This window comes from Pseudomonas urmiensis (assembly GCF_014268815.2).
GTDB lineage: Bacteria > Pseudomonadota > Gammaproteobacteria > Pseudomonadales > Pseudomonadaceae > Aquipseudomonas > Aquipseudomonas urmiensis.
Map to the genome: position 1 here is coordinate 4,567,488 of NZ_JABWRE020000001.1, position 23,319 is coordinate 4,590,806.

The 23,319-nt window shown below is 63.0% G+C and carries 19 protein-coding genes; 6 read left to right on the forward strand and 13 right to left on the reverse strand.

The genetic code is table 11. From position 1 onward, the window contains the following. Positions 1-49: 49 nt before the first annotated feature. The 3 genes from HU737_RS20690 (at position 50) to HU737_RS20700 (ending at position 4,190) form a co-directional block, all read left to right on the forward strand. Positions 50-2,743, forward strand: a complete 2,694-nt coding sequence (locus tag HU737_RS20690; RefSeq protein ID WP_186552743.1) for a putative bifunctional diguanylate cyclase/phosphodiesterase — start codon at positions 50-52, stop codon at positions 2,741-2,743. Positions 2,744-2,891: 148 nt separating this feature from the next. After that, complete coding sequence (gene msrA, locus HU737_RS20695) at positions 2,892-3,557, forward strand: peptide-methionine (S)-S-oxide reductase MsrA (RefSeq protein ID WP_186552744.1); 666 nt, start codon at positions 2,892-2,894, stop codon at positions 3,555-3,557. A gap of 9 nt (positions 3,558-3,566) precedes the next feature. Beyond that, positions 3,567-4,190: a glutathione S-transferase gene (locus HU737_RS20700; protein ID WP_186552745.1), complete on the forward strand. Its 624-nt coding sequence runs from the start codon at positions 3,567-3,569 to the stop codon at positions 4,188-4,190. Positions 4,191-4,327: 137 nt separating this feature from the next. Here HU737_RS20700 and creD read toward each other — a convergent pair whose 3' ends face one another. The 4 genes from creD to rloA2 form a co-directional block, all read right to left on the reverse strand. Next, positions 4,328-5,656: a cell envelope integrity protein CreD gene (gene creD / locus HU737_RS20705; protein WP_186552746.1), complete on the reverse strand. Its 1,329-nt coding sequence runs from the start codon at positions 5,654-5,656 to the stop codon at positions 4,328-4,330. 102 nt (positions 5,657-5,758) lie between these two features. Next, a complete protein-coding gene (gene creC / locus HU737_RS20710) occupies positions 5,759-7,192 on the reverse strand; it encodes a two-component system sensor histidine kinase CreC (protein ID WP_186552747.1) in 1,434 nt (477 codons plus the stop codon). Further along, positions 7,192-7,872 carry a two-component system response regulator CreB gene (creB, locus tag HU737_RS20715; protein WP_186552748.1) on the reverse strand — a complete coding sequence of 227 codons (681 nt, stop codon included), beginning with the start codon at positions 7,870-7,872 and terminating at the stop codon, positions 7,192-7,194. Before creB ends, creC begins: the two co-directional genes overlap by 1 nt. Positions 7,873-8,051: 179 nt before the next feature. Beyond that, positions 8,052-8,558: a retropepsin-like aspartic peptidase RloA2 gene (rloA2, locus tag HU737_RS20720; RefSeq protein ID WP_186552749.1), complete on the reverse strand. Its 507-nt coding sequence runs from the start codon at positions 8,556-8,558 to the stop codon at positions 8,052-8,054. Positions 8,559-8,739: 181 nt separating this feature from the next. Here rloA2 and yihG point away from each other — a divergent pair, with 181 nt between their 5' ends. Together yihG and HU737_RS20730 are read left to right on the forward strand one after the other, a co-directional pair. After that, positions 8,740-9,627 carry a 1-acylglycerol-3-phosphate O-acyltransferase, YihG family gene (gene yihG / locus HU737_RS20725; RefSeq protein WP_186552750.1) on the forward strand — a complete coding sequence of 296 codons (888 nt, stop codon included), beginning with the start codon at positions 8,740-8,742 and terminating at the stop codon, positions 9,625-9,627. A 235-nt stretch (positions 9,628-9,862) separates the two neighbouring features. Then, the gene (locus HU737_RS20730) at positions 9,863-11,227 is read left to right on the forward strand and encodes an APC family permease (protein ID WP_186552751.1); all 1,365 of its coding nucleotides are present in this window, start codon (positions 9,863-9,865) and stop codon (positions 11,225-11,227) included. 59 nt (positions 11,228-11,286) lie between these two features. Here HU737_RS20730 and HU737_RS20735 read toward each other — a convergent pair whose 3' ends face one another. The 8 genes from HU737_RS20735 to HU737_RS20770 form a co-directional block, all read right to left on the reverse strand. Beyond that, the gene (locus HU737_RS20735; RefSeq protein ID WP_186552752.1) at positions 11,287-11,862 is read right to left on the reverse strand and encodes a DUF2780 domain-containing protein; all 576 of its coding nucleotides are present in this window, start codon (positions 11,860-11,862) and stop codon (positions 11,287-11,289) included. A 139-nt stretch (positions 11,863-12,001) separates the two neighbouring features. Continuing rightward, positions 12,002-13,201: a formaldehyde dehydrogenase, glutathione-independent gene (gene fdhA / locus HU737_RS20740; protein WP_186552753.1), complete on the reverse strand. Its 1,200-nt coding sequence runs from the start codon at positions 13,199-13,201 to the stop codon at positions 12,002-12,004. Positions 13,202-13,480: 279 nt separating this feature from the next. Continuing rightward, positions 13,481-14,338, reverse strand: a complete 858-nt coding sequence (gene purU, locus HU737_RS20745) for a formyltetrahydrofolate deformylase (RefSeq protein ID WP_186552754.1) — start codon at positions 14,336-14,338, stop codon at positions 13,481-13,483. A gap of 10 nt (positions 14,339-14,348) precedes the next feature. Beyond that, on the reverse strand, positions 14,349-14,981 hold the full coding sequence (locus tag HU737_RS20750; RefSeq protein ID WP_186552755.1) for a sarcosine oxidase subunit gamma: 633 nt from the start codon (positions 14,979-14,981) through the stop codon (positions 14,349-14,351). Positions 14,982-15,118: 137 nt separating this feature from the next. Then, the gene (locus HU737_RS20755; RefSeq protein WP_186552756.1) at positions 15,119-18,133 is read right to left on the reverse strand and encodes a sarcosine oxidase subunit alpha; all 3,015 of its coding nucleotides are present in this window, start codon (positions 18,131-18,133) and stop codon (positions 15,119-15,121) included. Next, a complete protein-coding gene (locus tag HU737_RS20760) occupies positions 18,130-18,465 on the reverse strand; it encodes a sarcosine oxidase subunit delta (RefSeq protein WP_186552757.1) in 336 nt (111 codons plus the stop codon). Before HU737_RS20760 ends, HU737_RS20755 begins: the two co-directional genes overlap by 4 nt. Positions 18,466-18,480: 15 nt before the next feature. Continuing rightward, the gene (locus HU737_RS20765) at positions 18,481-19,731 is read right to left on the reverse strand and encodes a sarcosine oxidase subunit beta family protein (protein WP_186552758.1); all 1,251 of its coding nucleotides are present in this window, start codon (positions 19,729-19,731) and stop codon (positions 18,481-18,483) included. Positions 19,732-19,746: 15 nt separating this feature from the next. After that, positions 19,747-21,000: a serine hydroxymethyltransferase gene (locus HU737_RS20770; RefSeq protein ID WP_186552759.1), complete on the reverse strand. Its 1,254-nt coding sequence runs from the start codon at positions 20,998-21,000 to the stop codon at positions 19,747-19,749. Between the two features lie 328 nt (positions 21,001-21,328). On the opposite strand from HU737_RS20770, the gene HU737_RS20775 reads away from it, so the two are divergent. Then, a complete protein-coding gene (locus tag HU737_RS20775; RefSeq protein ID WP_186552760.1) occupies positions 21,329-22,369 on the forward strand; it encodes a threonine aldolase family protein in 1,041 nt (346 codons plus the stop codon). 97 nt (positions 22,370-22,466) lie between these two features. Here the strand turns inward: HU737_RS20775 and HU737_RS26665 are convergent, their stop codons facing one another. Beyond that, positions 22,467-23,204 (reverse strand): methyl-accepting chemotaxis protein, encoded by a 738-nt coding sequence (locus HU737_RS26665; RefSeq protein WP_437182258.1) that lies wholly within the window; start codon positions 23,202-23,204, stop codon positions 22,467-22,469. Between the last annotated feature and the right edge of the window lie 115 nt (positions 23,205-23,319).

Genomic DNA, 23,319 nt, shown 5'->3' on the forward strand with positions numbered 1-23,319 from the left:
AGATGCGCGACCGACCAGGCCTGCGCCACCCTCTTCAAGCGAGTCTTCGATGAAAAGCCAACCCGATGCCGCCAGCCGTGTGGCGGCCGAGGTCGTCACGCAGCTCCCCGTGCCCTCGCGGCTCGGCATGCTGCGTTTCGAAAGGCTCAACGAAGCCAATTGGGCCATGCTGTACCTCGACCCCGCCTGCGACCGTCAGTTCGGCCTGCCTGCCGCCGACCTCTGCGCCTTGATCGGCTCGCCCTATGCCAGCCTGATGGAGCCAGAAGCGCGCTACCGGTTGCACGACGAGATCCAGCTGCAGTTGACCCGGCGCGGCCACTACCGGGTGCGCTACACCCTGCACGCCAGCCCCGAGCCACTGCGCCTGCTGGAAGTCGGCGAAGCCTACAAGCAGCATGGCCGGCAACTGCTGCGCGGCTACCTGACTGTGCTCGACGACGCTGCAGAAGACGCACCGGACCTCGCCGCCAGCGACCTGGAAACGCGTAACAACCGTCTGCAAATCGCCCTGCAACTCAACCAGCGCGCCCAGCAGGAGCAGCTCGAACACCTGGAGCGGGTACGCGCACAGCAGGACCTGATCCTGCGCCTGGCACGCCAGCGCTACAGCGCCGACAACTCGTTGCTCGAAGCTGCCGAGCTGATCACCCAGAGCGCCTGCGAAATCTACAAGGTCGACTGCGCCAGCATCTGGTACCTCGATGACCAGCGCCTGGAGCCGATCAGCGCCTGGTATCGCCTGGAGCAGCAGCACCGATTGCCCGAGCCCATCGACGCCAGCCGCTTCCCCGATTACCTCGACGCCCTGCACGCCAGCCGCGCCATCGACGCACACAATGCCAGCCACGACCCGCGCACCCGCGACATGGCCGAGACCCTCTACCCCAGCGCCAACAACGCCATGCTCGATGCCAGCATCCGCGTCGATGGCCAGGTGGTCGGCGTGTTGTGCCTGGAGCAAACCGGCACGCCGCGGGCCTGGCAGTCCGATGAAATCGCCTTTGCCGGCGAGTTGGCCGACCAGTTCGCCCAGGTCATCACCAACCACAACCGGCGCACCGCCGCCAGCGCCCTGCACCTGTTCCAGCGTGCGGTGGAACAGAGCGCCAGCGCATTCTTGCTGGTCAACCGTGACGGCGTGGTGGAGTACGTCAACCCGAGCTTCACCGCCATTACCCAATACAGCACCGATGAGGTCCAAGGCCACCGCCTGTCGGAATTGCCCGCCCTGGAAAACCTCAGTGAACTGTTGTTCGACTCGCCTTCGAGCCTGGCCATGGGCAACAGCTGGCAAGGCGAGTTCAAGAGCCGGCGCAAGAACCTTGAGCCCTACTGGGGCCAGCTGTCGATTTCCAAGGTGTATGGCGACAACCGCGAGTTGACTCATTACATCGGCATCTACGAAGACATCACCCAGAGCAAGCTGGCCCAGCAGCGCATCGAGCGCCTGGCCTATACCGACAACCTGACCAACCTGGGCAACCGCCCGGCGTTCATCCGCAACCTCGACGAACGTTTCGCGCGCGACCAAGAAACCTCGATCTGCCTGCTGCTGGTCGACATCGACAACTTCAAGCGGATCAACGACAGCCTCGGCCACCAGACCGGTGACAAGCTGCTGGTCAGCCTCGCCCGACGCTTGCGCAATAGCCTGCACGCTGGCGGCATCCTGGCGCGCTTTGCCAGTAACGAATTCGCCGTGCTGCTCGATGATATCGGCCTGGAAGACGGCCAGGCGGTGGCGCAACAGCTGTTGCGTACTCTCGATAAACCGATGTTCGTCGACAATCAGCTGATCAACGTCACCGCCTCGGTAGGCCTGGCCTGCGCGCCGCTGCATGGCAGCGACCCGCAAACACTGATGAAAAACGCCGGGCTTGCCCTGCATAAGGCCAAGGCTAACGGCAAGCACCAGGTCCAGGTGTTCACCGAGGTGCTCAACGCCGAGGCCAGCTATAAGCTGTTCGTCGAGAACAACCTGCGGCGCGCCCTGACCCAGAATGAGCTGGAAGTGTTCTACCAGCCCAAGCTGTGCCTGCGCAGCGGGCGTTTGCTGGGCCTGGAAGCGCTGCTGCGCTGGAACCACCCAGAGCGCGGCATGATTCGCCCCGACCAGTTCATCAGCGTGGCTGAGGAAACCGGCTTGATCATTCCGATCGGCAAGTGGGTGGTGCGCCAGTCCTGCCGGATGAGCCAGCAACTGCGCGACGCGGGCATGGGCAACCTGCATGTGGCGATCAACCTCTCGCCCAAGCAGTTTTCCGACCCTGAGCTGGTCAGCTCGATTGGCAACATCATCAAGGAAGAGGCCCTGCCGCCGCACCTGCTGGAGCTGGAGCTGACCGAAGGCCTGCTGCTGGAAGCCACCGAGGACACCCACCGCCAGCTCGACGAACTCAAGGCGCTGGGCCTGACCCTGGCGATGGACGACTTCGGCACCGGTTACTCGTCGCTGAGTTACCTGAAGAAGTTTCCCATCGACATCATCAAGATCGACCGCAGCTTCATCAACGAGATCCCCGACAACCAGGACGACATGGAGATCACCTCAGCGGTGGTGGCCATGGCCCACAACCTCAAGTTGAAGGTGGTTGCCGAGGGCATCGAGACCGCCGAACAGCTGGCGTTCCTGCGTCGCCACCGCTGCGACGTCGGTCAGGGCTACCTGTTCGACCGGCCAATCCCAGGGCGTGAGCTGGTCGATAAACTCAAGCGCTATCCGCGCGGACCGATGGCCTGACAGCAAGGCCAGTCTCGGGCAATATAGGAACCATTCGGGCCTCATCGCGGGGCAAGCCCGCTCCCACGAACTCCCTCTAAATACGCGTGGGAGCGGGCTTGCCCCGCGATGAGGCCACAACTGCCTAGCTATCAACAGAGGAACGGCCATGGTCCTGCGTTCGGAAATCCTGGTGAACAAAAACGTCCTGCCCACCGCTGAACAGGCCCTGCCTGGCCGCGAAACGCCGATGACCTTGCCGGAGAAGCACTTCGTCTTCGAAGACACGCCCCTGTTGGGCCCGTTCTTCGACGACGTCGACTTCGCCATCTTTGGCCTGGGCTGCTTCTGGGGCGCCGAGCGCCGCTTCTGGCAGCGTGAAGGTGTGGTCAGCACCGTGGTCGGTTATGCCGGTGGCTTCACCCCGCACCCGACTTACGAAGAAGTCTGCTCGGGCCTGACCGGCCACACCGAAGTGGTGCTGGTGGTGTTCGACAAGGCCAAGGTCAGCTACGGCGAACTGCTGGCGATGTTCTGGGAGCTACACAACCCCACCCAAGGTATGCGCCAGGGCAACGACATCGGCACCCAATACCGCTCGGCGATCTTCTGCACCAGCCCTGAGCAGCTGGATCAGGCCCAGGCCAGCAAAGCGGCCTACCAGGCCGAGCTGGACAAGGCCGGTTTCGGCCCGATCACCACCGAGATCGCCCAGGCGCCTACCGTGTACTTCGCCGAGGCCTATCACCAGCAGTACCTCGCCAAGAACCCCGACGGCTACTGCGGCATCGGCGGTACCGGTGTGTGCCTGCCCCCTAGCCTGCAAGGCAACTGAGGGCAAGCCATGGCGACGATGACCCTGTTCCACTCACCGCTGTCGCCGTTCGTGCGCAAGGTGATGGTAGTGCTGCATGAAACCGGGCAGTTGGATCGGGTGCAACTGCAAGCGGTCAACGTCAGCCCGGTGGCCGGCGACGAGCAGCTCAACCAAGGCAACCCGATTGGCAAGATCCCGGCATTGCGCCTGGAAGATGGCGGCGTGCTGCATGACAGCCGGGTGATCTGCGAGTACCTCGACACGCAGCATGTGGGCATTCCATTGATCCCCCGTGAGGGCTCGGCGCGCTGGCGGCGGCTGACGCTGGCCTCCCAGGCTGATGCGATCATGGATGCGGCTGTTTCGCTGCGTTACGAGACGTTCCTGCGCCCGGCAGAAAAACGCTGGGACGGCTGGGTCGAGGCGCAGTCGCAGAAGATCCGCCGGAGCCTGACGAACCTTGAGCGCGAGCATCTGGCGGAGCTGGTTTCAGGCTTCGATATCGTTGCCATTGGTGTGGCTTGTGCGTTGGGCTATCTGGACCTGCGCCAGCCCGATTTTGGCTGGCGCGAGCAGCAACCGGGGTTGGCTGCCTGGTATGCCGAGGTGGCTTTGCGTCCTTCGATGGTCGCCACCGCGCCTGTGGCCTGACTGACGCTATCGCGGGGCAAGCCCGCTCCCACGCGCTGTCTCAGAGCATGTGGAAGCGGGCTTGGCTCATCTGGCTGTCACTGCGAACAACAGCCCAATCTTCCGGGCCAACCAGCGCCCAACTTCGCGATCCTCCCTCATGCCGACCTCCCCACCCGCGACCAGTCCAGCCGGCGGGTCAGCACCATGAACACACCCAGCAAGCCAAAGCACAGCAACGAGCCCATCAGCAGCGCATAGTCTTCGGCGCTAAGCAGCCCAAACAACATCGCATACAGCACCGCCAGCCCGGCCGCAAAGCCGACCCCACGCCACAGGCTGTGCAGCACATGGCTCAGGTAAAAACCGATCAGCAGCACACACGCCGAAGCAGACAAGCCATACGCCGGGCCAAAACCAAGATGCTCGGACAGCGACAACAGCAGCAGGTAGAAGAACGCCAAGGCCACGCCGACCAACACGTACTGCACCGGATGCACGCTGAGATTCTTCAGCACTTCGAACAGGAAGAAGCCGGCGAAGGTCAGGGCAATGAACAACAGCGCATATTTGATCGCCCGTTCGCTCTTGAGGTACTGGTCAACCGGGTCGACAAAGCTCACGCCGAAGGTCCGCTCCTTGTAGTCCGCGCACTGGGCAACCGTGGCGCACTGGCGCAGGGCATCCTCCAGGTTGGTGGCGAAGAACGAGGTCTGCCAGTGCGCCTTGAAGCCCTCGGCGTTGATCTCGCGGCGGCTCGGCAGGTAGCTGCCGACGAAGCTTGGGTGCGGCCAGTTGGCGTGCATGTCGACACTGCTGGTACGGCCAATCGGCAGCACATGCAGTTGGCCAGTGCCCTGCAGCGCGAGGTCGAAGGCGTAGCTGAACTCGCGAGCGCTCTGCCCATCCAGCCCAGGCAGGGCGACGTGTACCCCGCCGCGCATCCAGTCCAGCCCTGTACCAGCCTCGAACGGCAAGCGCTGGTCATCCAGGGTCAGCTCCAGGTTGCTCTCGATGCCGCGGATATCGCTGATGCCAACAGCCAGGAAGGGTTTGTCGAAGCGGTAGTCTTCGTAGTCTTTGTCGATGCCCCAACGCTCTGGCAGCTTGAAGCGCCCGGAGATCTGGCTTTTGGCGTGGAACAAGCGCGCCTGATAAATGCCCCGCGAGCGCAGCTCGGTGTCGATGCCAATCTCGGCGTCGAAGGTTTCCGGCAAGAAGTACAGGTGACCGTTGACGGTGGTGGTCTCCTGCACGCTGTGGCCGTCCTTGTCGATCCAGCGCCGCTCGTACTTGCGGTAAGGCACCACCAGCAAGGGGCCAGATATCTGCTGCTCGAAGCTTGAGCTCTGGGCGATATCTGCCAGCACGCTGTCACGCAGGATCTGCCGCTCCTCGATCAGGCCGCCGATCATCAGCAGCGGGATCAACAGCAGCAACATCAGCAAGGCGATCATGCCGAGCTTGAAACTCAGGGTTTTGTTCATGGGCAAGGGCTCCGTTTGCGATGGGCGCAGTGTGTGCTGCGTCCGTGGAGCCCTTAGGGAGGGTGTGTGGAGAGTCTGTGAAGATTGTGTGGTAGCGCGGCGCTAGGCGACACGCCGCGCCGGCAGCCACAACCTGACCCGCACGCCACCTTCGACGTTATCCACTGCCAATGCCCCGCCATGCAGCTGCATCACCTCAGCCACGAAGTTGAGCCCCAAGCCGGTGCTCTTGCGCCCGCTGCCCGGCCGCGGCAGGGAGTAGAAGCGTTCACTGACCCGGCCAATGGCATAGTGCGGAATGGCCTCGCCCTGGTTGAACAGGCTCAACGCCATTCGCTCCCCGGCCTGTTCCAGCTCGAACAACAGCGCGCCGCCCTGGGGGGTGAAATCCAGCGCATTCTCCAGCAGATTGGCCAGCGCCTGACGCATCAAGAACGGATCACAGCGTAGCCGCACCCCCACCGGCACGCGCTGACGCACTTGCAAGCCTGCGCTTTCAATCCGCGCCGCATGTGCCAGCAGCAGTTCATCGACCATCGGCGCCAAGGCCACGTCCTGCTCATCTTCCAAGGCCTGCATCTGCTCGACCTGGGCAAGGTTGAGCAGGCGCTCGATCATCTGCTGCAAGCGCCCGCTTTCGCGTTCGATGTTGCTGGCAAAGCGCACGCGCTGCTCAGCCGGCATCTCGCCCTGGAGCAGCTCAGAGGCGCCGCGTATCGCTGCCAGCGGGCTTTTCAGCTCATGGGTCAGGGTATGCACATAACGCTCGACATAGGCCTTGCCCGCCAGTTCTGTGCGCATCCGCTCAACCGCTGTCGCCAATTGCCCCAGCTCTCCCCCTTTGTAATGCGGCAGCGCCGCGCGCTGGCCCTCGCTGACCGCCTGGGCATAGTGGGTCAGGCGCCGCAACGAGCGCGCCAGCCACCACGACAGCAGCGCGCCGACCAACAGGCCCAGGCCGATCAAGCCCAAGCCCAGGTTGAGCAAGCGCCGCTCGGCGCGATCGATATACGGCTGCAACGAGCTGTTGGGCTTGGCCACGGTGACCACGCCAATGATCTTGCCCGCGTCCATGATCGGCGCCGCCACGTGCATCACCGAGGTGCTTTCGTCATCAGGGTCGCTGCGGGTGGAGCGCGCACCGTACTGGCCCTGCAAAGTCAGGTAGACGTCGTTCCAGCGCGAATAGTCCTTGCCCAGGTCGTTACCGGAAGAGTCGAGCAGTACCGTGCCCTTGGCATCGGTGACATAGATGCGGTGGCTGACCTGATTTTTCGCCAGCCCCCAGATCTCGGCACCTGGGCGGCGCTGGCCATAGGATTCGAGCAATTGCGGCAGGCGGCTTTGCGCAAGGGTGCCGGCCTTGACGTCATCGCGCAGGATCTCGGCCAGCAGGTTGGCCGTGTCGACCAGGGTTTCCTCGGAGGACTGGCGCACCACCGGGCGGATCTGTTCGCGCACGGTATTGAGCAGGAAATAACCCGACAGCCCCACGAACAGGAAATACACCAGGAAGATCCGGATCCCCAAGCGCATCAGGCGTGTTCCGGGCTGTAGCTGTAACCCAGGCCACGGTGGGTCTGGATCGGTTCGGCATCGGCGGCGACCAGGCGCAGCTTGGCGCGCAGGCTCTTGATATGGCTGTCGATGGTGCGCTCGTAGCCAGAGTCGCCCGCCACACCCAAGGCATCGAGCAGTTGCTCGCGGCTGAACACCCGCTGCGGTTGTTCGAGCAGGCATTGCAGCAGGCGAAATTCGTGGCGAGTCAGCACCAGCGTCTCGCTGCGGTAGATGATCTGCATGCGCAGGGTGTCGAGCTGAAACGGGGTAGCGGCACTGGCCACTTCAGCACGCGGGGCGATGCGCTTGAGGATGGCCCGCACCCGCGCGGCCACTTCGCGTGGGCTGAACGGCTTGACCACGTAATCGTCGGCGCCGATTTCCAGGCCCAGCACCCGATCGATCTCGGCATCGCGGGCGCTGAGAAACATCACCGGGACTTCGCTGAAGCGGCGCAACTGGCGGCAGGTTTCAAAGCCACTGATGTCGGGCAGGCCAATGTCGAGAATGACCAGGTCCGCCGGTTGCAGGCGCTGGCGCTCGACCGCAGCGCTACCGAGGCTGACCCAGTCGGTGCTGTGGCCATCGGCTTGCAGGGCGTAGATCAGGGTGTCGGCGATGGCGGATTCGTCTTCGACGATGAGGATGTGGGGCATGGCGTCCGGCCTTGCTGGGGCAATGCAGGACTTTTAGGGGATTGGGGGGAATGTAGCAAGTGCGGGATTGATTTGGGGTCTGTAGCGGCCTCTTCGCGGGCAAGCCCGCTCCTACAGGCGCAGCGCTGTACCTGTGGGAGCGGGCTTGCCCGCGAAGAGGCCAGTGCAGAGGACATCAATCAGCAGTCAGGCTTGCCTGCGGTGAACCTGCGCGCCGGGTTCACTGCTGCCTTGAACTCACGCAATGCCTTGGCGCCGATCAGCAGCGGGTAGTTGAAGCTGCTGCGGTCGGTCAGGTTGACCTCGACCGTGCGTTTCACATCGCCAAGGCACAGCTCCAGGTCGACCACCGGCCGGCGCGCCGCCTCAGCCGTTTCGCCCTCTTCATCGTCTTCATCGGCGCGGGTCTTGATCTTGCTGATCCGCGCGATCTTGTGTTCATAGACCTTGCCGTCGGCATCTTTGGTGGCCAGGCGAAAACGTACCCAGTCCTCGCCATCACGGGTGAAGCGCTCGATATCCTTGGCCGACAGCGACGCGGTCAACGCGCCGGTATCCATCTTGGCCTTGAGCGTTTCGCCGCCAATTTCCGGCAAGGTGATGTACTCGTAGCGACCATACAGGGTCGGCTCGGCCGCCATGACCGGCAGGGCGAGCAGCGATAACAGGGCAAGCAATGGTTTCACAGGCTAGCTTCCTTGAGACGAGACAGTGCTTAGACTGCACAATCGCGAGAGGTTCGTCGCCAAAGCTTATCCAACATAATGTGAAACATTTGTCCCATCCGTTGGGCATTGGACATTTGGCGTAGGACTTTGCCGCACTTATCATTGCCAACCGCTTATTTCCCACAACAAGAGTCTTTTTATGCGTCGCCTGCTGACCGGCATCCTCACCACCTTCCTGCTGCTGCTCAATACGGTGGTGATGATCTGCCCGCTGATGGTCTTTGCCCTGCTCAAACTGGTCCTGCCAGGCCGGGGCCGTGACTATGCCTCTGCGGCGGTGATGTGGATCGCCGAATCCTGGTCGGAAATCGACAAGCTCATCTTCGCCCTGTGCATCCCCACCCAGTGGGATATCCGCGGCGTCGACAAACTGCGTCAGGACACCTCCTACCTGTGTGTGAGCAACCACCAGACCTGGGTCGATATCCCCGCTTTGATCGAGAGCCTCAATCGGCGGGTGCCGTTCTTCAAGTTCTTCCTCAAGAAGGAGCTGATCTGGGTGCCGCTGCTGGGCTTGGCCTGGTGGGGGCTGGATTACCCGTTCATGAAGCGTTACAGCAAGGCGTTTTTGGAGAAACATCCAGAGCTCAAGGGCAAGGACCTGGAAATCACCAAGGCTGCCTGCGAGCTGTTCAAGCGCCAGCCGGTGACCGTGGTCAATTACCTGGAAGGCACCCGCTTCAGCGAGGCCAAGCGCTTGGAGCAGCAGTCTCCGTACAAGTACCTGCTCAAGCCCAAGGCCGGTGGTGTGGCGTTCGTTTTGGCGGCATTGGGTGAGCAGCTCGATGCGTTGCTGGATGTCACCATCGTTTATCCAGGCGATAAAGCGCCGGGCTTCTGGGATTTGCTCAATGGCAGCATTAGTCGGGTGATTATCGACATTCGCGTGCGTGAGTTGGACCCGGCGTTGAGTGAAGGGGATTACGAGAATGATCCGGCGTTCCGCCAGTCTGTGCAGGCTTGGGTGAATCAGCTGTGGGTCGAGAAAGATCAGCGGATCGAGCAGCTGCGCGCTGAAATGCGCTGAGATATTCAGTGGCTGTTCCGGCCTCTTCGCGGGCAAGCCCGCTCCCACAGGGTTGGTCAGCGCTGCAAAAACCTGTGGGAGCGGGCTTGCCCGCGAAGAGGCCGGAACCTTCAGCAGCGAAGGTCGATTAAAACCCACGCTTATAATTGAGATAAGGAACTCTTTGTTTGTCATCATCCATCTAGATGGATAAAAATCGATCAACAAACAACTACAAAAACGCCGGGATCGATTGATGGCAAACCAACCTTGCTCTGCTGCCGAGGCAGCCCCCGCTCAACTGCGCCGCGTCCTGGGCCTACCCGCGCTGGTGTTCTTCGGCCTGGTGTACATGGTCCCGCTGACCATCTTCACCACCTACGGCATCGTCACCGAAATCACCGGTGGCCGTACGGCCGGCGCCTACCTGGTAACCCTGCTGGCGATGTTGTTCACCGCCACCTCCTATAGCTTCATGGTCAAGCGCTATCCGGTCGCAGGTTCGGCGTATTCCTACACCAATATGGCCTTTGGGCCCAATATCGGCTTTCTTGCCGGCTGGTCGCTGCTGCTCGATTACCTGTTCATTCCGATGATCAACTACCTGTTGATCGGGCTGTTCCTAAATATCGCCTTCCCGGCCATTCCGGCATGGACCATTGTCCTGGCGTCGATCGCTCTGGTGACGGTGCTGAACGTGATCGGTATCCACTCGGTAGCCAAGGCCAGCAACCTGATCGTTGGCGCGCAGATCGTGTTCATCGGGGTGTTTGTCGCCTTGTCGTGGCAGACCTTGGGCAACGGCCAGTCGGTCGACTTCCTCTCGCCCCTGCTGGGCGATGGTTCGGCACCCGGCTTTGGCCACCTGATGGCCGGCGCTGCGGTGCTGTGCCTGTCGTTCCTGGGCTTCGACGCGGTGTCGACCCTGGCCGAAGAAAGCCGCGACGCACGCCGCGACGTACCTCGGGCGATCATCCTCACCACCCTCGGCGCCGGCCTGCTGTTCACCCTGCTGGCCTACATCAGCCAGCTGGTGCTGCCCGGCAGCACCTTTGCCAATGCCGATGCGGCGGCCAATGAAGTGATGCTCAAGGCCGGTGGGCAGTTCCTGGCCAACTTCTTCACGGCCGCCTACGTGGCCGGCAGCCTGGGTTCGGCGCTGGCCTCCCAAGCGGCCGTGTCGCGGATTCTCTACACCATGGGTCGCGACAGGATGCTGCCGCAGCGTAGCTTCGGTCGGCTGTCGCCACGCTTCGGCACCCCAGTGTTCGCCACCCTGGTGGTCTCGGCGTTCTCGCTGCTGGCACTGGTGATCAACCTGGGCACCCTCGCCTCGCTGATCAGCTTTGGCGCCCTGGTCGCGTTCTCGGCGGTCAACCTTGCTGTGGTGCGCACCCACTTGCTGATGGATAGCAGCCAACGCAATTTGCTTGGGCTGCTGCGCTATGGCGTGGTACCGCTGGTCGGCCTGGGCCTGACCTTGTGGCTGTGGACCAGTCTCTCGGCGCTGACCCTGGTGATCGGCCTGAGCTGGTTTGCCCTGGGCCTGGCCTACCTGGGCGTGCTCACGGCCGGCTTCCGCCGCCCGGTGCGCCTGGTGGACTTCTCCGAAGCCGGTTGAGTCTGCGATTCCTCTGAGCGGGCAAGCCCGCTCCTACAGGGGCCGGTGTAATCCAAGGGTTACACCGATGGGGTGACGGGCGCAGCCGGAGCGCCCCACAGGCTGCCCAGATTCTGCAGCAACGACCCTGCCAAACCTTGTTGACCCAGGTACTGCAGGATCAGCGGAGCGAACTGGCCGATCATTCCGGTATCCATGCCCAGCGCCTTGAAGGCGCTGTCCAGGTCGTTGCGATCCTCGACGTTGTTGCCCAAGGCGTTGCTCAGGGCAGACGACTTCTCGCTGTTGTTGCCCAGCAACTCACCCAGGCCGCTCAGGCCACCCAGCGCATTGGCGCCAGCCAGCAGGTCCAATCCCGGCACAGCCTTGGTCAACTGACCGTAGTCGTCGGTGCTCAGGTTGTTGCGCGCCAGCCCAAGCATGGCCCCTGCCCCGCCCACCGCTTGTTCGGGGGTGATGTTCAGCTGGCTGCCCAAGGTGTTGAGCAGATTGGCCGACTCGGCTGGCGCCTGCACTTTGCCCTGCTGGTTTTGAGTGTGCACGGACGACACGGCGTTGGCGGCATCGCTGAGGTTGAAGGCGAACACCGGGCTTGCGGCCAGGGTCATCAGGGTTGCCAGGGTGAGAGCTTTCATCGCAATGGACCTCGTCGGCCGGGATGGCCGGGGAAACGAGGCATTCGACTGGGGGTTCGCAGGTTTGTTCCGGGCCGCATGTCGGTGCTGGCTTGCCGATGAAAAAGCCCCTCACGGGGAGGGGCTTGGCTCAGGGTTTTCAGGCAGCGCTGAAGATCTTGTGCGGATCGATGACAAACTTCTTCGGCACACCGGCATCGAACTCGCCGTAGCCTTCCGGCGCTTGATCCAGGCTGATCACCTGCACGCCGACCACTTCGGCGATATTGATCCGGTCCCACATGATCGCCTGCATCAAGGCGCGGTTGTACTTCATCACTGGAGTCTGGCCAGTGTGGAAGCTGTGCGACTTGGCCCAGCCCAGGCCGAAGCGAATGCTCAGCGCGCCGATCTTGGCGGCGGCGTCCGAGGCGCCTGGGTCCTCGGTGACATACAGGCCCGGGATGCCGATCTTGCCGGCGACGCGAGTGACTTGCATCAGCGAGTTGAGCACAGTGGCCGGGGCCTCGTGCTTGGCGCCTTCATGGCCATGGCCACGGGCCTCGAAGCCTACCGCGTCAACGGCGCAATCCACTTCCGGCTCGCCGAGGATATCGACGATCTGCTCATGCAGCGGGGTGTCCTTGGACAGGTCGACCACTTCGAAGCCCTGCGCCTTGGCATGGGCCAGACGGGCGGGATTGAGGTCACCGACAATGACTACCGCCGCACCAAGCAGGCGCGCCGACGCAGCTGCAGCCAGGCCGACCGGGCCGGCACCGGCGACGTAGACGGTGCTGCCTGGGCCGACGCCCGCAGTTACAGCGCCGTGGTAGCCGGTTGGCAGGATGTCGGAGAGACAGGTCAGGTCACGGATCTTTTCCATGGCCTTGTCGCGATTAGGCAGCTTCAGCAGGTTGAAGTCGGCGTACGGCACCAGCACGTATTCGGCTTGGCCACCGGTCCAGTCGCCCATGTCGACGTAACCATAAGCGCCACCGGCGCGGGCTGGGTTGACGGTCAGGCAGACGCCGGTGTGCATCTCTTTGCACGAGCGGCAGCGGCCGCAGGCGACGTTGAACGGCACGGAGACCAAGTCGCCGATTTGCAGGTTCTCGACGTCACGACCTTTCTCGATGACTTCGCCGGTGATCTCGTGGCCCAGCACCAGGCCGACCTGGGCGGTGGTACGACCACGCACCATGTGCTGGTCGGAGCCGCAGATGTTGGTGGAAACCACCTTGAGGATCACCCCGTGCTCGATCTTCTTGCCGCGTGGGTCCTGCATTTTGGGGTAGTCGATATTGCGCACCTCGACCTTGCCGGCGCCGAGATATACCACTCCACGATTACCAGACATGCTCTTACCTCGCTTGAATTGTACTTATGCAGCGTTGGTTGAAGCGCCGCCTTCCATGGGCGGCATGTGTTACTGGAATGAGGGAATTGTGGGCTTGTGGCGGGGGGATGCCGTGACTGGAAACGACAGTGGCTTGTCAGGAGGCGTCAGCCAGCCTGGGTTGCAGAAAGCGATTTTTGTGCTGTAGCCACCAACGCAATCGCGGGGCAAGCCCGCTCCCACGCTATCGGAGTCGTACTCAGGGTGCGTGGGAGCGGGCTTGCCCCGCGATTGCGTAAATCAAAGCACTACGGTGCGATTGGCGTTCAAGAACACCCGGCGCTCGATGTGGTAACCCACTGCCCGCGCCAAGGTCAGGCACTCGATATCGCGCCCCTTGGCAATCAGGTCCTCAGGATAGTGGCTATGATCGACCACCTCGACGCCCTGGGCAATGATCGGCCCTTCATCGAGGTCGTTGTTGATGTAGTGCGCGGTGGCACCGACCATCTTCACGCCCTTGTTGTACGCCTGGTGATAAGGCTTGGCACCTTTGAACCCTGGTAGCAACGAGTGGTGGATGTTGATCGCCCAGCCATCCAGTCGGCGGCACAGCTCAGGCGACAGCACCTGCATGTAGCGGGCAAGAATCACCAGCTCTGCGCCACTGTCCTCGATCACCTGCAGCACCTTGCGCTCTTGCGCCGGCTTGTCCTTGGGGTCGAGGGCGAAGTGGTAATAGGGGATCTTGTGCCAATGGGCCAAGGGTTCCAGGTCTGGGTGGTTGGAGATCACCGCGACCACGTCCATGCCCAGTTGACCGATGCGCTGGCGATACAGCAGGTCGTTCAGGCAATGGTCGGCCTTGGACACCATGATCACCACCTTGGGGCGGTGATTGGGGGCGGTCAGCTCGAAGGTCATGCCGAACTTTTCGCTGCGTTCGGCAAGACCGGCCCTGAAGCCGACTTCGTCGAAGTCATCCGGCTGGCGGAATTCGACGCGAATGAAGAAGCGCCCCGACAGCCGGTCATCGAAGGAGTGGTGCTCGGTGACATAGCAGCGCTGCTCGTAGAGAAAACGCGTAACCACATCGACAGTGCCGAGCATGCTCGGGCAGTCGGCGGTGAGAATCCAGGTATCCGGTGCCCGACTCATGCTGCTCTCCTTAGGCTTCGATGCTCAGGCCGTATTCGGCCGAAGCGTCCTGCAGCCACAGCCACCAGTAATCGGCAAAGCTGCGGCGAATCACCAGCTCCCAGGTGTCTTCGGCGGTACGGCGGATCACCAGTTGCGACTTGGCGAACACCGTGCCCACGGCCTTGCCGACCGGGAAGTTGTTGGGATGCACATCATAGCTGGTGGATTTCATCAGCACGTCGCGCACGTTCGGCCCGCGCAGCTCCAGCAGGCTTTGCCCACCGCTGACGTTGACCACCTGGATGTGCTGGCCTTCAAGGGCCTCGCGCAGTTTCTGCTCGACGGCCAACTCCTGGCCGCCCGGCACGATCAGCAGCCACTCATCGGGGCCGACCCACTGCAGCGAGCTGTCAGCGTTGGCGACCACGGTCAGTGCCACCGGCAGTTCCAGGCCCAGGGCCTTGTGCACGCCTGCGGCGAATTCCGGGTTGTGGCCATCGCCGCGCAGGGTCAGGTGACCGAGGAATTTCTTCTCTCGCAGGGTCACACCTGCGTTCTTGCGACCCTTGCCGACCAGGCTGGCCAGGTCTGCGTGGTGCAACGGCGACTGGGCCTTGGCCTCAGCGCCGGGGTTTTGCTGGAAGACGTTGATAGCGCTCATTTGTTACCTGCCTTGAATTCTTGTGATCGATGCGATGCACGCTACGTGGGAGCGGGCTTGCCCCGCGATGGCGGCGCTGTGTCCGCCATCGCTATCGCGGGGCAAGCCCGCTCCCACGCATTCAACATCCGCCGGCCTTAGACGTTCTGCCGCTCACCCTTCGGATCGAAGAACACCGAAGACACGATCTCGGCCTCGATCACGCTGCCATCGGCCTGCGGCGAGAACACCCGCTCGCCCATACGCTTGAGGCCGCCCTTGACCACACCCATGGCGAACGAATAGCCCAGGGAGTTGGAGGCGTAGCTGGAGGTCACGTGGCCAACCATGTCCATCGGGATCGGCTGCTTGGGGTCGAACACCAGCTGCGCGCCTTCCGGCAGCCACTGCTTGGGATCGACCGGTTTCAGGCCAACCAGCTGCTTGCGGTCTTCGCGCAGGCAGTCTTCGCGGTTCATGCCACGCAGGCCGATCCACGAGTACGGCTTGTTGCGGCCTACGCACCAGCTCATGTTCAAGTCGTCGGCGTTCATCGAGCCATCGGTATCCTGGCCAACGATGATGAAGCCCTTCTCGGCACGCAGTACGTGCATGGTCTCGGTGCCGTACGGGGTCAGGTTGAATGGCTTGCCGGCCTCGACGATCTTCTCCAGCACACCCATGGCGTAGTTGGCCTGGACGTTGACTTCGTACGACAGCTCGCCGGTGAACGAGATCCGGAACACCCGCGCCGGCACCCCGCCAACGTTGCCTTCCTTCCAGCTCATGAACGGGAAGTTTTCTTTGTCCAGGTCGATGTCGCTGATCTCTTCGAGCAGCTTGCGGCTGTTGGGGCCGGACAGGGTCATGGTCGCCCAGTGGTCGGTGACCGAGGTGAAGTACACCTTCAGTTCCGGCCATTCGGTCTGGTGGTACAGCTCCAGCCATTGCAGCACGCGCGCGGCGCCGCCAGTGGTTGTAGTCATGATGAAGTGGTTATCGGCGACGCAGGCGGTAACGCCGTCGTCGAAGACCATGCCGTCTTCCTTGCACATCAGGCCGTAGCGGGCCTTGCCCACGTCAAGCTTGGTCCAGGCGTTGGTGTAGACGCGGTTGAGGAACTCCCGCGCATCCGGGCCCTGGATGTCGATCTTGCCCAGGGTCGAGGCATCGAGCAGGCCGACGCTGTCGCGCACGGCCTTGCACTCACGCTCAACCGCGGCATGGATGTCTTCACCGGGTTTGGGGAAGTACCACGGACGCTTCCACTGGCCGACATCCTCGAACTCGGCGCCGTTCTTCACGTGCCAGGCATGCAGGGCGGTAAAGCGCACCGGCTCGAACAAGTGACCACAGTGACGACCGGCGACCGCGCCGAAGGTCACCGGGGTGTAGTTGGGGCGGAACATGGTGGTGCCCATTTCCGGGATGGTGATACCTAGCGATCGAGCAGCGATGGCCAGGCCATTGATGTTGCCCAGCTTGCCTTGGTCAGTACCGAAGCCCAGCGCGGTGTAGCGCTTGACGTGCTCGACCGACTCGAAGCCTTCGCGGGTGGCCAGCTCGATACCGGCGGCGGTGACGTCGTTCTGCTGGTCGACGAACTGTTTCGGGCCACGCGTGCCTTTGTCGTGCGGCACCTGGAACAGCGCCACGGTGGCCTCTTCCTTGCGCTGGACGGTTTTCGGCAGAGTGCCGGTAGTGGCCTTGAAGCCGGCCTCGGTGGCTGCGCGCACGCCGCCTTCGAAGCCATCGGCAAGGACATCACCCAGCGGGTAGACGCCATTCACGCCCCCGACACAGACGCGTTTCTGCGGGGCATCGCCAGGCACGAAGCCGAGGATGTCTTCACGCCACACCGGGCGACCGCCCAGGTGCGAAGCCAGGTGAACGATAGGGCTGTAGCCGCCGGAGCTGGCGATCAGGTCGCAGTCGAGCACTTCGCCGGGGCTGGTGACTTTGAATGCCTGCACATCGATCGCCGCCACGCGGGCGCCGGTCACGTGCTTGCTGCCACGGGCCTCGACCACAGCGCTGGAGGTGAGGATGCGAATGCCCTTGGCACGCGCTTCCTCGACCAGCGAGCCACGTGGGTTGTGACGGGCGTCGGCGATGGCCACCACTTGCAGGCCAGCGTCGTGCCAGTCCAGCGCGGTGCGGTAGGCGTGGTCGTTGTTGGTCGACAGCACCAGCTTGCGCCCAGGCGCCACGCCATAGCGGCGAACGTACGTGGACACAGCGCCAGCGAGCATGTTGCCCGGCACGTCGTTGTTGCCATACACCAGCGGCCGCTCGTGGGCGCCAGCCGCCAGCACCACCTGCTTGGCGCGCACGCGGTGCACGCGGTGGCGAACCTGGCCGATAGGCGCGCGGTCACCGAGGTGGTCGGTCAGGCGCTCGTGAATGGTCAGGAAGTTGTGGTCGTGGTAACCGTTGACCGTGGCACGTGGCAGCAGGGTGACTTCCGCTAGGCCCTTGAGCTCGGCGATGGTCGCGGCAACCCAGTCAGCGGCTGGCTTGCCATCGAGGGTCTCGCGGCTGTCGAGCAGGCTGCCGCCGAACTCTTCCTGTTCATCGGCGAGGATCACCCGCGCGCCGCTGCGGCCAGCGGCCAAGGCAGCAGCCAGGCCGGCAGGGCCAGCACCGACGATCAGCACGTCGCAGTGCTGGTTCATGTAGTCGTAGCTGTCCGGATCGTTCTGCAGCGGCGCACGGCCCAGGCCTGCGGCTTTACGGATGTACTTCTCGTAGGTCATCCAGAACGACTTGGGATACATGAAGGTTTTGTAGTAGAAGCCCGGCGGCATCATGCTGCCGCCCACCTTGCCCAGGATGCCCATGACGTCGTTGTTGACGTTCGGCCAACCGTTGGTGCTGGTGGCGACCAGGCCCGAGTACAGCGCCTGTTGCGTGGCCCGCACGTTAGGGATCTGGGTGGCTTCGCTGGAACCGATCTGCAGGATCGCGTTCGGCTCTTCGGTGCCAGCGGCAACGATGCCGCGCGGACGCGAGTACTTGAAGCTGCGCCCGACAATATCGACACCGTTGGCCAGCAATGCGGCGGCCAGGCTGTCACCGGCATAACCCTGGTAGGTCTTGCCGTTGAAGGTGAAGTTCAGGACCTTGCTGCGGTCGATACGGCCGCCGCTGGCGAGGCGATAGGTCTGGCTCATACTTTTTCCCCCTGGCCTTTGACGGTCGACGGCGCGGCGTTTTGCTTGCCAGCGGCGGTGATCTGCGGCTTCTCGCCGATCTTGTAGGTTTCCAGAATCTCGTAGGTCACCGTGTCACGGGTGACGTTGAAGTACTGGCGGCAACCGGCAACGTGGTCCCACAGCTCGTGGTGAATGCCGCGTGGGTTGTCGCGGAAGAACATGTAGGTACCCCACTCCTCGTCGGAGCAGGCAGCCGGGTCGAGCGGGCGGGCGATGTGCGCCTGGCCTGAGGCGTGAAACTCTTCTTCGGAGCGCAGCTCGCCGCAGTGGGGACAGAAAATATGCAACATGACGATTGTCTCCGATTAGTGGGCGACGGCCGCGGCGCCGTGTTCGTCGATCAGCGCACCGTTGTAGAAACGGTCGATGGAGAAAGGCGCGGCCAGCGGGTGCATCTCGCCTTTGGCCAGGCTCGCGGCGAACACGTTGCCCGAACCTGGGGTGGCCTTGAAGCCGCCGGTGCCCCAGCCGCAGTTGAAGAACAGGTTCTTCACCGGGGTCTTGGAGATGATCGGGCAGGCGTCCGGGCAGGTGTCGACGATGCCGCCCCATTGGCGGTTCATGCGCACCCGCGAGAGGATCGGGAACATCTCGACGATCGCTTGCAGGGTGTGTTCGATCACCGGGTACGAACCGCGCTGGCCATAGCCGACCCAGCCATCGATACCGGCGCCGATGACCAGGTCGCCTTTGTCCGACTGGCTGATGTAGCCGTGTACGGCGTTGGACATGATCACGCTGTCGATGATCGGCTTGATCGGCTCGGACACCAGCGCTTGCAGCGGATGCGATTCGAGCGGCAGGCGGAAGCCCGCCAGGCGCGCCATGTGCCCGGAGTTACCGGCAGTGACCACGCCAACGCGCTTGGCGCCGATAAAGCCTTTGTTGGTCTCGACGCCGATGACTGCGCCGTTTTCCTTGCGAAAACCAATGACCTCGGTCTGCTGGATCAGGTCGACGCCGAGGGCGTCAGCAGCACGGGCGAAGCCCCAGGCCACGGCATCGTGACGGGCCACGCCGCCACGGCGCTGAACGGTCGCGCCGAGGATCGGGTAGCGGGTGTTCTTCGAGCAGTCCAGGTACGGAATCTCAGCCGCGACCTGGTCGGTATTGAGCAGCTCGCCATCGACGCCATTGAGGCGGTTGGCGCTGACCCGACGCTCGGAATCACGAATGTCTTGCAAGGTGTGGCACAGGTTGTAGACGCCGCGCTGGGAGAACATCACGTTGTAGTTGATGTCCTGCGACAGGCCTTCCCACAACTTCATGGCGTGTTCGTAGAGCTTGGCCGATTCGTCCCACAGGTAGTTGGAACGCACGATGGTGGTGTTACGGGCGGTGTTGCCGCCGCCCAGCCAGCCCTTCTCGACCACGGCCACGTTGGTGATGCCGTGAACCTTGGCCAGGTAGTAAGCAGTGGCCAGGCCGTGGCCGCCACCGCCAACGATGACCACGTCATAGACCTTCTTAGGGGTCGGCGTGCGCCACATGCGCTGCCAGTTTTCGTGGTGGCTGAGGGAGTGTTTGAAGAGGCCGAAGCCCGAATAGCGTTGCATGGTGTGTTACTCCACTCAGCGGTAGACCGGGAAGTCGGCGCACAGCGCGGCGACATTCTTGGCAACGTCGGCTTCGACGTCGGCGTCGCCCAGGTTGTCCAGCACATCGCAGATCCAGCCAGCCAGTGCCACGCACTGGGCAACCTTGAAACCACGCGTGGTGACAGCCGGGGTGCCGATGCGCAGGCCCGAGGTGACGAACGGCGACTGCGGGTCGTTAGGCACGGCGTTCTTGTTGACGGTGATGTGCGCGCGGCCCAGGGCTGCGTCAGCGTCCTTGCCGGTCAGGCCCTGGCGGATCAGGCTGACCAGGAACAGGTGGTTGTCGGTGCCGCCGGAGACCACGTCGTAGCCGCGCTCGATGAACACCTGGGCCATGGCCTGGGCGTTCTCGATGACTTGCTTCTGGTAGCTCTTGAACTCCGGCTCCTGGGCTTCCTTGAAGCACACCGCCTTGCCAGCGATGACGTGCATCAGCGGGCCGCCCTGGGCGCCGGGGAACACGGCGGCGTTGAGTTTTTTCTCGATCTCTTCGTTGGACTTGGCCAGGATCAGGCCGCCACGCGGACCGCGCAGGGTCTTGTGGGTGGTGGTGGTGACCACGTCAGCGAAGGGGATCGGGTTGGGGTACAGGCCAGCAGCCACCAGGCCGGCGACATGGGCCATGTCGACGAACAGCAGCGCCCCGACCTTGTCGGCAATGGCGCGAAAACGCGGGAAGTCGAGGGTCTTGGAGTAGGCCGAGAAGCCAGCGACGATCATCTTCGGCTTGTGCTCGACCGCCAGGCGCTCGACTTCGTCGTAGTCGATCAGGCCGGTCGTGGTGTCGATACCGTATTGCACAGCGTTGTACAGCTTGCCCGAGGACGACACCTTGGCGCCGTGGGTCAGGTGACCGCCATGGGCCAGGCTCATGCCCAGGATGGTGTCACCGGCCTGCAGCAGGGCCAGGTACACCGCGCTGTTGGCCGAAGAGCCGGAGTGCGGCTGAACGTTGGCGTAATCAGCGCCGAACAGCTGCTTGGCGCGCTCGATAGCCAGTGCCTCGACCTTGTCGACGTGCTCGCAGCCACCGTAGTAGCGCTTGCCCGGATAGCCTTCGGCGTATTTGTTGGTCAGGCCGCTGCCCTGGGCCTGCATCACGCGCTTGCTGGTGTAGTTCTCCGAGGCGATCAGCTCGATGTGATCTTCCTGGCGCTGTTCCTCGGCATTCATCGCCGCCAGCAGTGCGTCGTCATAACCCTGGATCTGGTCTTGCTTGCTGAACATCATGTATCTCCCGGCAGCGATCATTTTTTGTCAGTAGGGTTCGATGACCCTTTGTGGCGATGGTATGACTGGCAAGGAGCGGTCAGATGCCTGCGCACGCCTTGCAATGGCGCGTTTACGACATTGGCGAAAACGGTGTTGAGTGGGAACGTGGGAGCGGGCTTGCCCCGCGATAGCGTTGGCGTGCCCAACGCTGGCTGTCTTGCTTGCGCTATCGCGGGGCAAGCCCGCTCCCACGTAGCCTCCGCGCTCGGGTCAATCGGTTGTATAGGCAACCGCTCGGCTCTTGGTTTAGAGTGCTGCTCTGCGTCGTTCACAGGACCGTGTCATGTCAGATAACAGCCAACAATTCGCCAGCGACAACTATTCCGGTATCTGCCCCGAAGCCTGGGCCGCCATGGCCAAGGCCAACCAGGGCCACGAACGCGCCTACGGCGACGACCAGTGGACCGAGCGCGCCTCGGAATACTTTCGCAAGTTGTTCGAAACCGACTGCGAAGTGTTCTTCGCCTTCAACGGCACCGCCGCCAACTCGCTGGCCCTGGCCTCGTTGTGCCAGAGTTACCACAGCGTGATCTGCTCGGAGACCGCCCACGTCGAAACCGACGAATGCGGCGCGCCGGAGTTCTTCTCCAACGGCTCCAAGCTGCTCACCGCACCTAGCGTCAATGGCAAGCTGACCCCGGAGTCGATCCGCGAAGTCGCGCTCAAGCGCCAGGACATCCACTACCCCAAGCCGCGCGTGGTGACCCTGACCCAGGCCACCGAAGTCGGCACCGTGTACCGCCCCGACGAGCTCAAGGCAATCAGCGCCACCTGCAAGGAGTTGGGCCTGAACCTGCACATGGACGGCGCCCGCTTCACCAATGCCTGTTCGTTCCTCGGCTGCTCGCCAGCCGAGCTGACCTGGAAGGCTGGCGTCGATGTGCTGTGCTTTGGCGGCACCAAGAACGGCATGGCGGTGGGTGAGGCGATTCTGTTCTTCAATCGCCAGCTGGCAGAAGACTTCGATTACCGCTGCAAACAGGCCGGCCAACTGGCATCGAAGATGCGCTTCTTGTCAGCGCCGTGGGTGGGCTTGCTGGAAGATGGCGCCTGGCTGCGCCATGGCAACCACGCCAACCACTGCGCGCAGTTGCTGGCGTCGCTGGTGAGTGATCTACCAGGCGTGGAGTTGATGTTCCCGGTGGAAGCCAACGGCGTGTTCCTGCAGATGCCGGAACCTGCGCTGGAAGCGCTGCGTAACAAGGGCTGGCGCTTCTATACCTTCATTGGCAGCGGTGGCGCGCGGTTCATGTGTTCGTGGGATACCAAGCAAGAGCGGGTGCGTGAACTGGCAGCGGATATCCGCGCGATCATCGCTGGCTGATCGACCGCTATCGCGGGGCACGCCCGCTCCCACGCCTGCCAACTCTAAATGCAGGAAGCGTGGGAGCGGGCTTACCCCGCGATGCATTCACAGCCTGTCAAAGCCTGAAACCACCCATCTGCCGCGCCAGATCATCCGCCAAGCCACGCAACGCCTGGCACTCATCCCGACAGCCCTGCACCTGCGCCGCCGTCTGCCGGGCCAGATCGGAAATCCCCTGCACCGTGCGGTTGATTTCCTCAGTGACAGCCGACTGCTCTTCGGTCGCCGTGGCTACCTGGTGGTTCATGTCGCTGATGTGCTCCACCTGATCGGTAATCGCCCCAAGCGAGCTTCCCGTGCGCTGGGTGGATTCGACCCCACTGCCCGTAGCCGCCTGCCCCGCCTGCATTGAAGCAACGGCAGTCCCCGCCCCCTCTTTGAGGCGCTGGATCATTTGTTGCACCTGATCGGTAGACACTTGCGTGCGCCGGGCCAAGGTACGCACTTCATCGGCCACCACAGCAAAGCCACGGCCCATCTCCCCCGCTCGCGCAGCTTCAATGGCGGCGTTGAGCGCCAGCAGGTTGGTCTGCTCGGAAATACTGCGGATCACCCCCAGCACTTCATCGATCGAGGCCACTTCATTGGCCAACTGCTCGACCGCCTCGGCAGCTTTACCGATCTCGCCAGACATCCCCTCGATACCCTTGACCGAGCGCTGTACCACCTCCCGTGCTTGCAGCGCTTCATCACGCGCCGACTGCGATGCCTGCGCCGCTTGCCCGGCGTTCTGCGCGATGTCCTGCACGGTCAGGCCCATCTCGTGCACGGCAGTGGCAACCATCTCGGTCATCTCCTGCTGGCGCCCTGAGCGTTCAGCCGTATCATCCACCACCTGGGTCACCTGCTCCACCGAGTGGTGCAGACGCTCAGTGGTCCGCAGCACGTCGCCGATCAGCGCACGCTGG

Coding starts and splice junctions, on each gene's coding strand:
- HU737_RS20690 (WP_186552743.1), top strand. CDS start 50: ATGAAAAGCCAACCCGATGCCGCCAGCCGTGTGGCGGCCGAGGTCGTC.
- msrA (WP_186552744.1), top strand. CDS start 2,892: ATGGTCCTGCGTTCGGAAATCCTGGTGAACAAAAACGTCCTGCCCACC.
- HU737_RS20700 (WP_186552745.1), top strand. CDS start 3,567: ATGGCGACGATGACCCTGTTCCACTCACCGCTGTCGCCGTTCGTGCGC.
- creD (WP_186552746.1), bottom strand. CDS start 5,656: ATGAACAAAACCCTGAGTTTCAAGCTCGGCATGATCGCCTTGCTGATG.
- creC (WP_186552747.1), bottom strand. CDS start 7,192: ATGCGCTTGGGGATCCGGATCTTCCTGGTGTATTTCCTGTTCGTGGGG.
- creB (WP_186552748.1), bottom strand. CDS start 7,872: ATGCCCCACATCCTCATCGTCGAAGACGAATCCGCCATCGCCGACACC.
- yihG (WP_186552750.1), top strand. CDS start 8,740: ATGCGTCGCCTGCTGACCGGCATCCTCACCACCTTCCTGCTGCTGCTC.
- HU737_RS20730 (WP_186552751.1), top strand. CDS start 9,863: ATGGCAAACCAACCTTGCTCTGCTGCCGAGGCAGCCCCCGCTCAACTG.
- HU737_RS20735 (WP_186552752.1), bottom strand. CDS start 11,862: ATGAAAGCTCTCACCCTGGCAACCCTGATGACCCTGGCCGCAAGCCCG.
- fdhA (WP_186552753.1), bottom strand. CDS start 13,201: ATGTCTGGTAATCGTGGAGTGGTATATCTCGGCGCCGGCAAGGTCGAG.
- purU (WP_186552754.1), bottom strand. CDS start 14,338: ATGAGTCGGGCACCGGATACCTGGATTCTCACCGCCGACTGCCCGAGC.
- HU737_RS20750 (WP_186552755.1), bottom strand. CDS start 14,981: ATGAGCGCTATCAACGTCTTCCAGCAAAACCCCGGCGCTGAGGCCAAG.
- HU737_RS20755 (WP_186552756.1), bottom strand. CDS start 18,133: ATGAGCCAGACCTATCGCCTCGCCAGCGGCGGCCGTATCGACCGCAGC.
- HU737_RS20760 (WP_186552757.1), bottom strand. CDS start 18,465: ATGTTGCATATTTTCTGTCCCCACTGCGGCGAGCTGCGCTCCGAAGAA.
- HU737_RS20765 (WP_186552758.1), bottom strand. CDS start 19,731: ATGCAACGCTATTCGGGCTTCGGCCTCTTCAAACACTCCCTCAGCCAC.
- HU737_RS20770 (WP_186552759.1), bottom strand. CDS start 21,000: ATGTTCAGCAAGCAAGACCAGATCCAGGGTTATGACGACGCACTGCTG.
- HU737_RS20775 (WP_186552760.1), top strand. CDS start 21,329: ATGTCAGATAACAGCCAACAATTCGCCAGCGACAACTATTCCGGTATC.
- HU737_RS26665 (WP_437182258.1), bottom strand. CDS start 23,204: ATGACCGAGATGGTTGCCACTGCCGTGCACGAGATGGGCCTGACCGTG.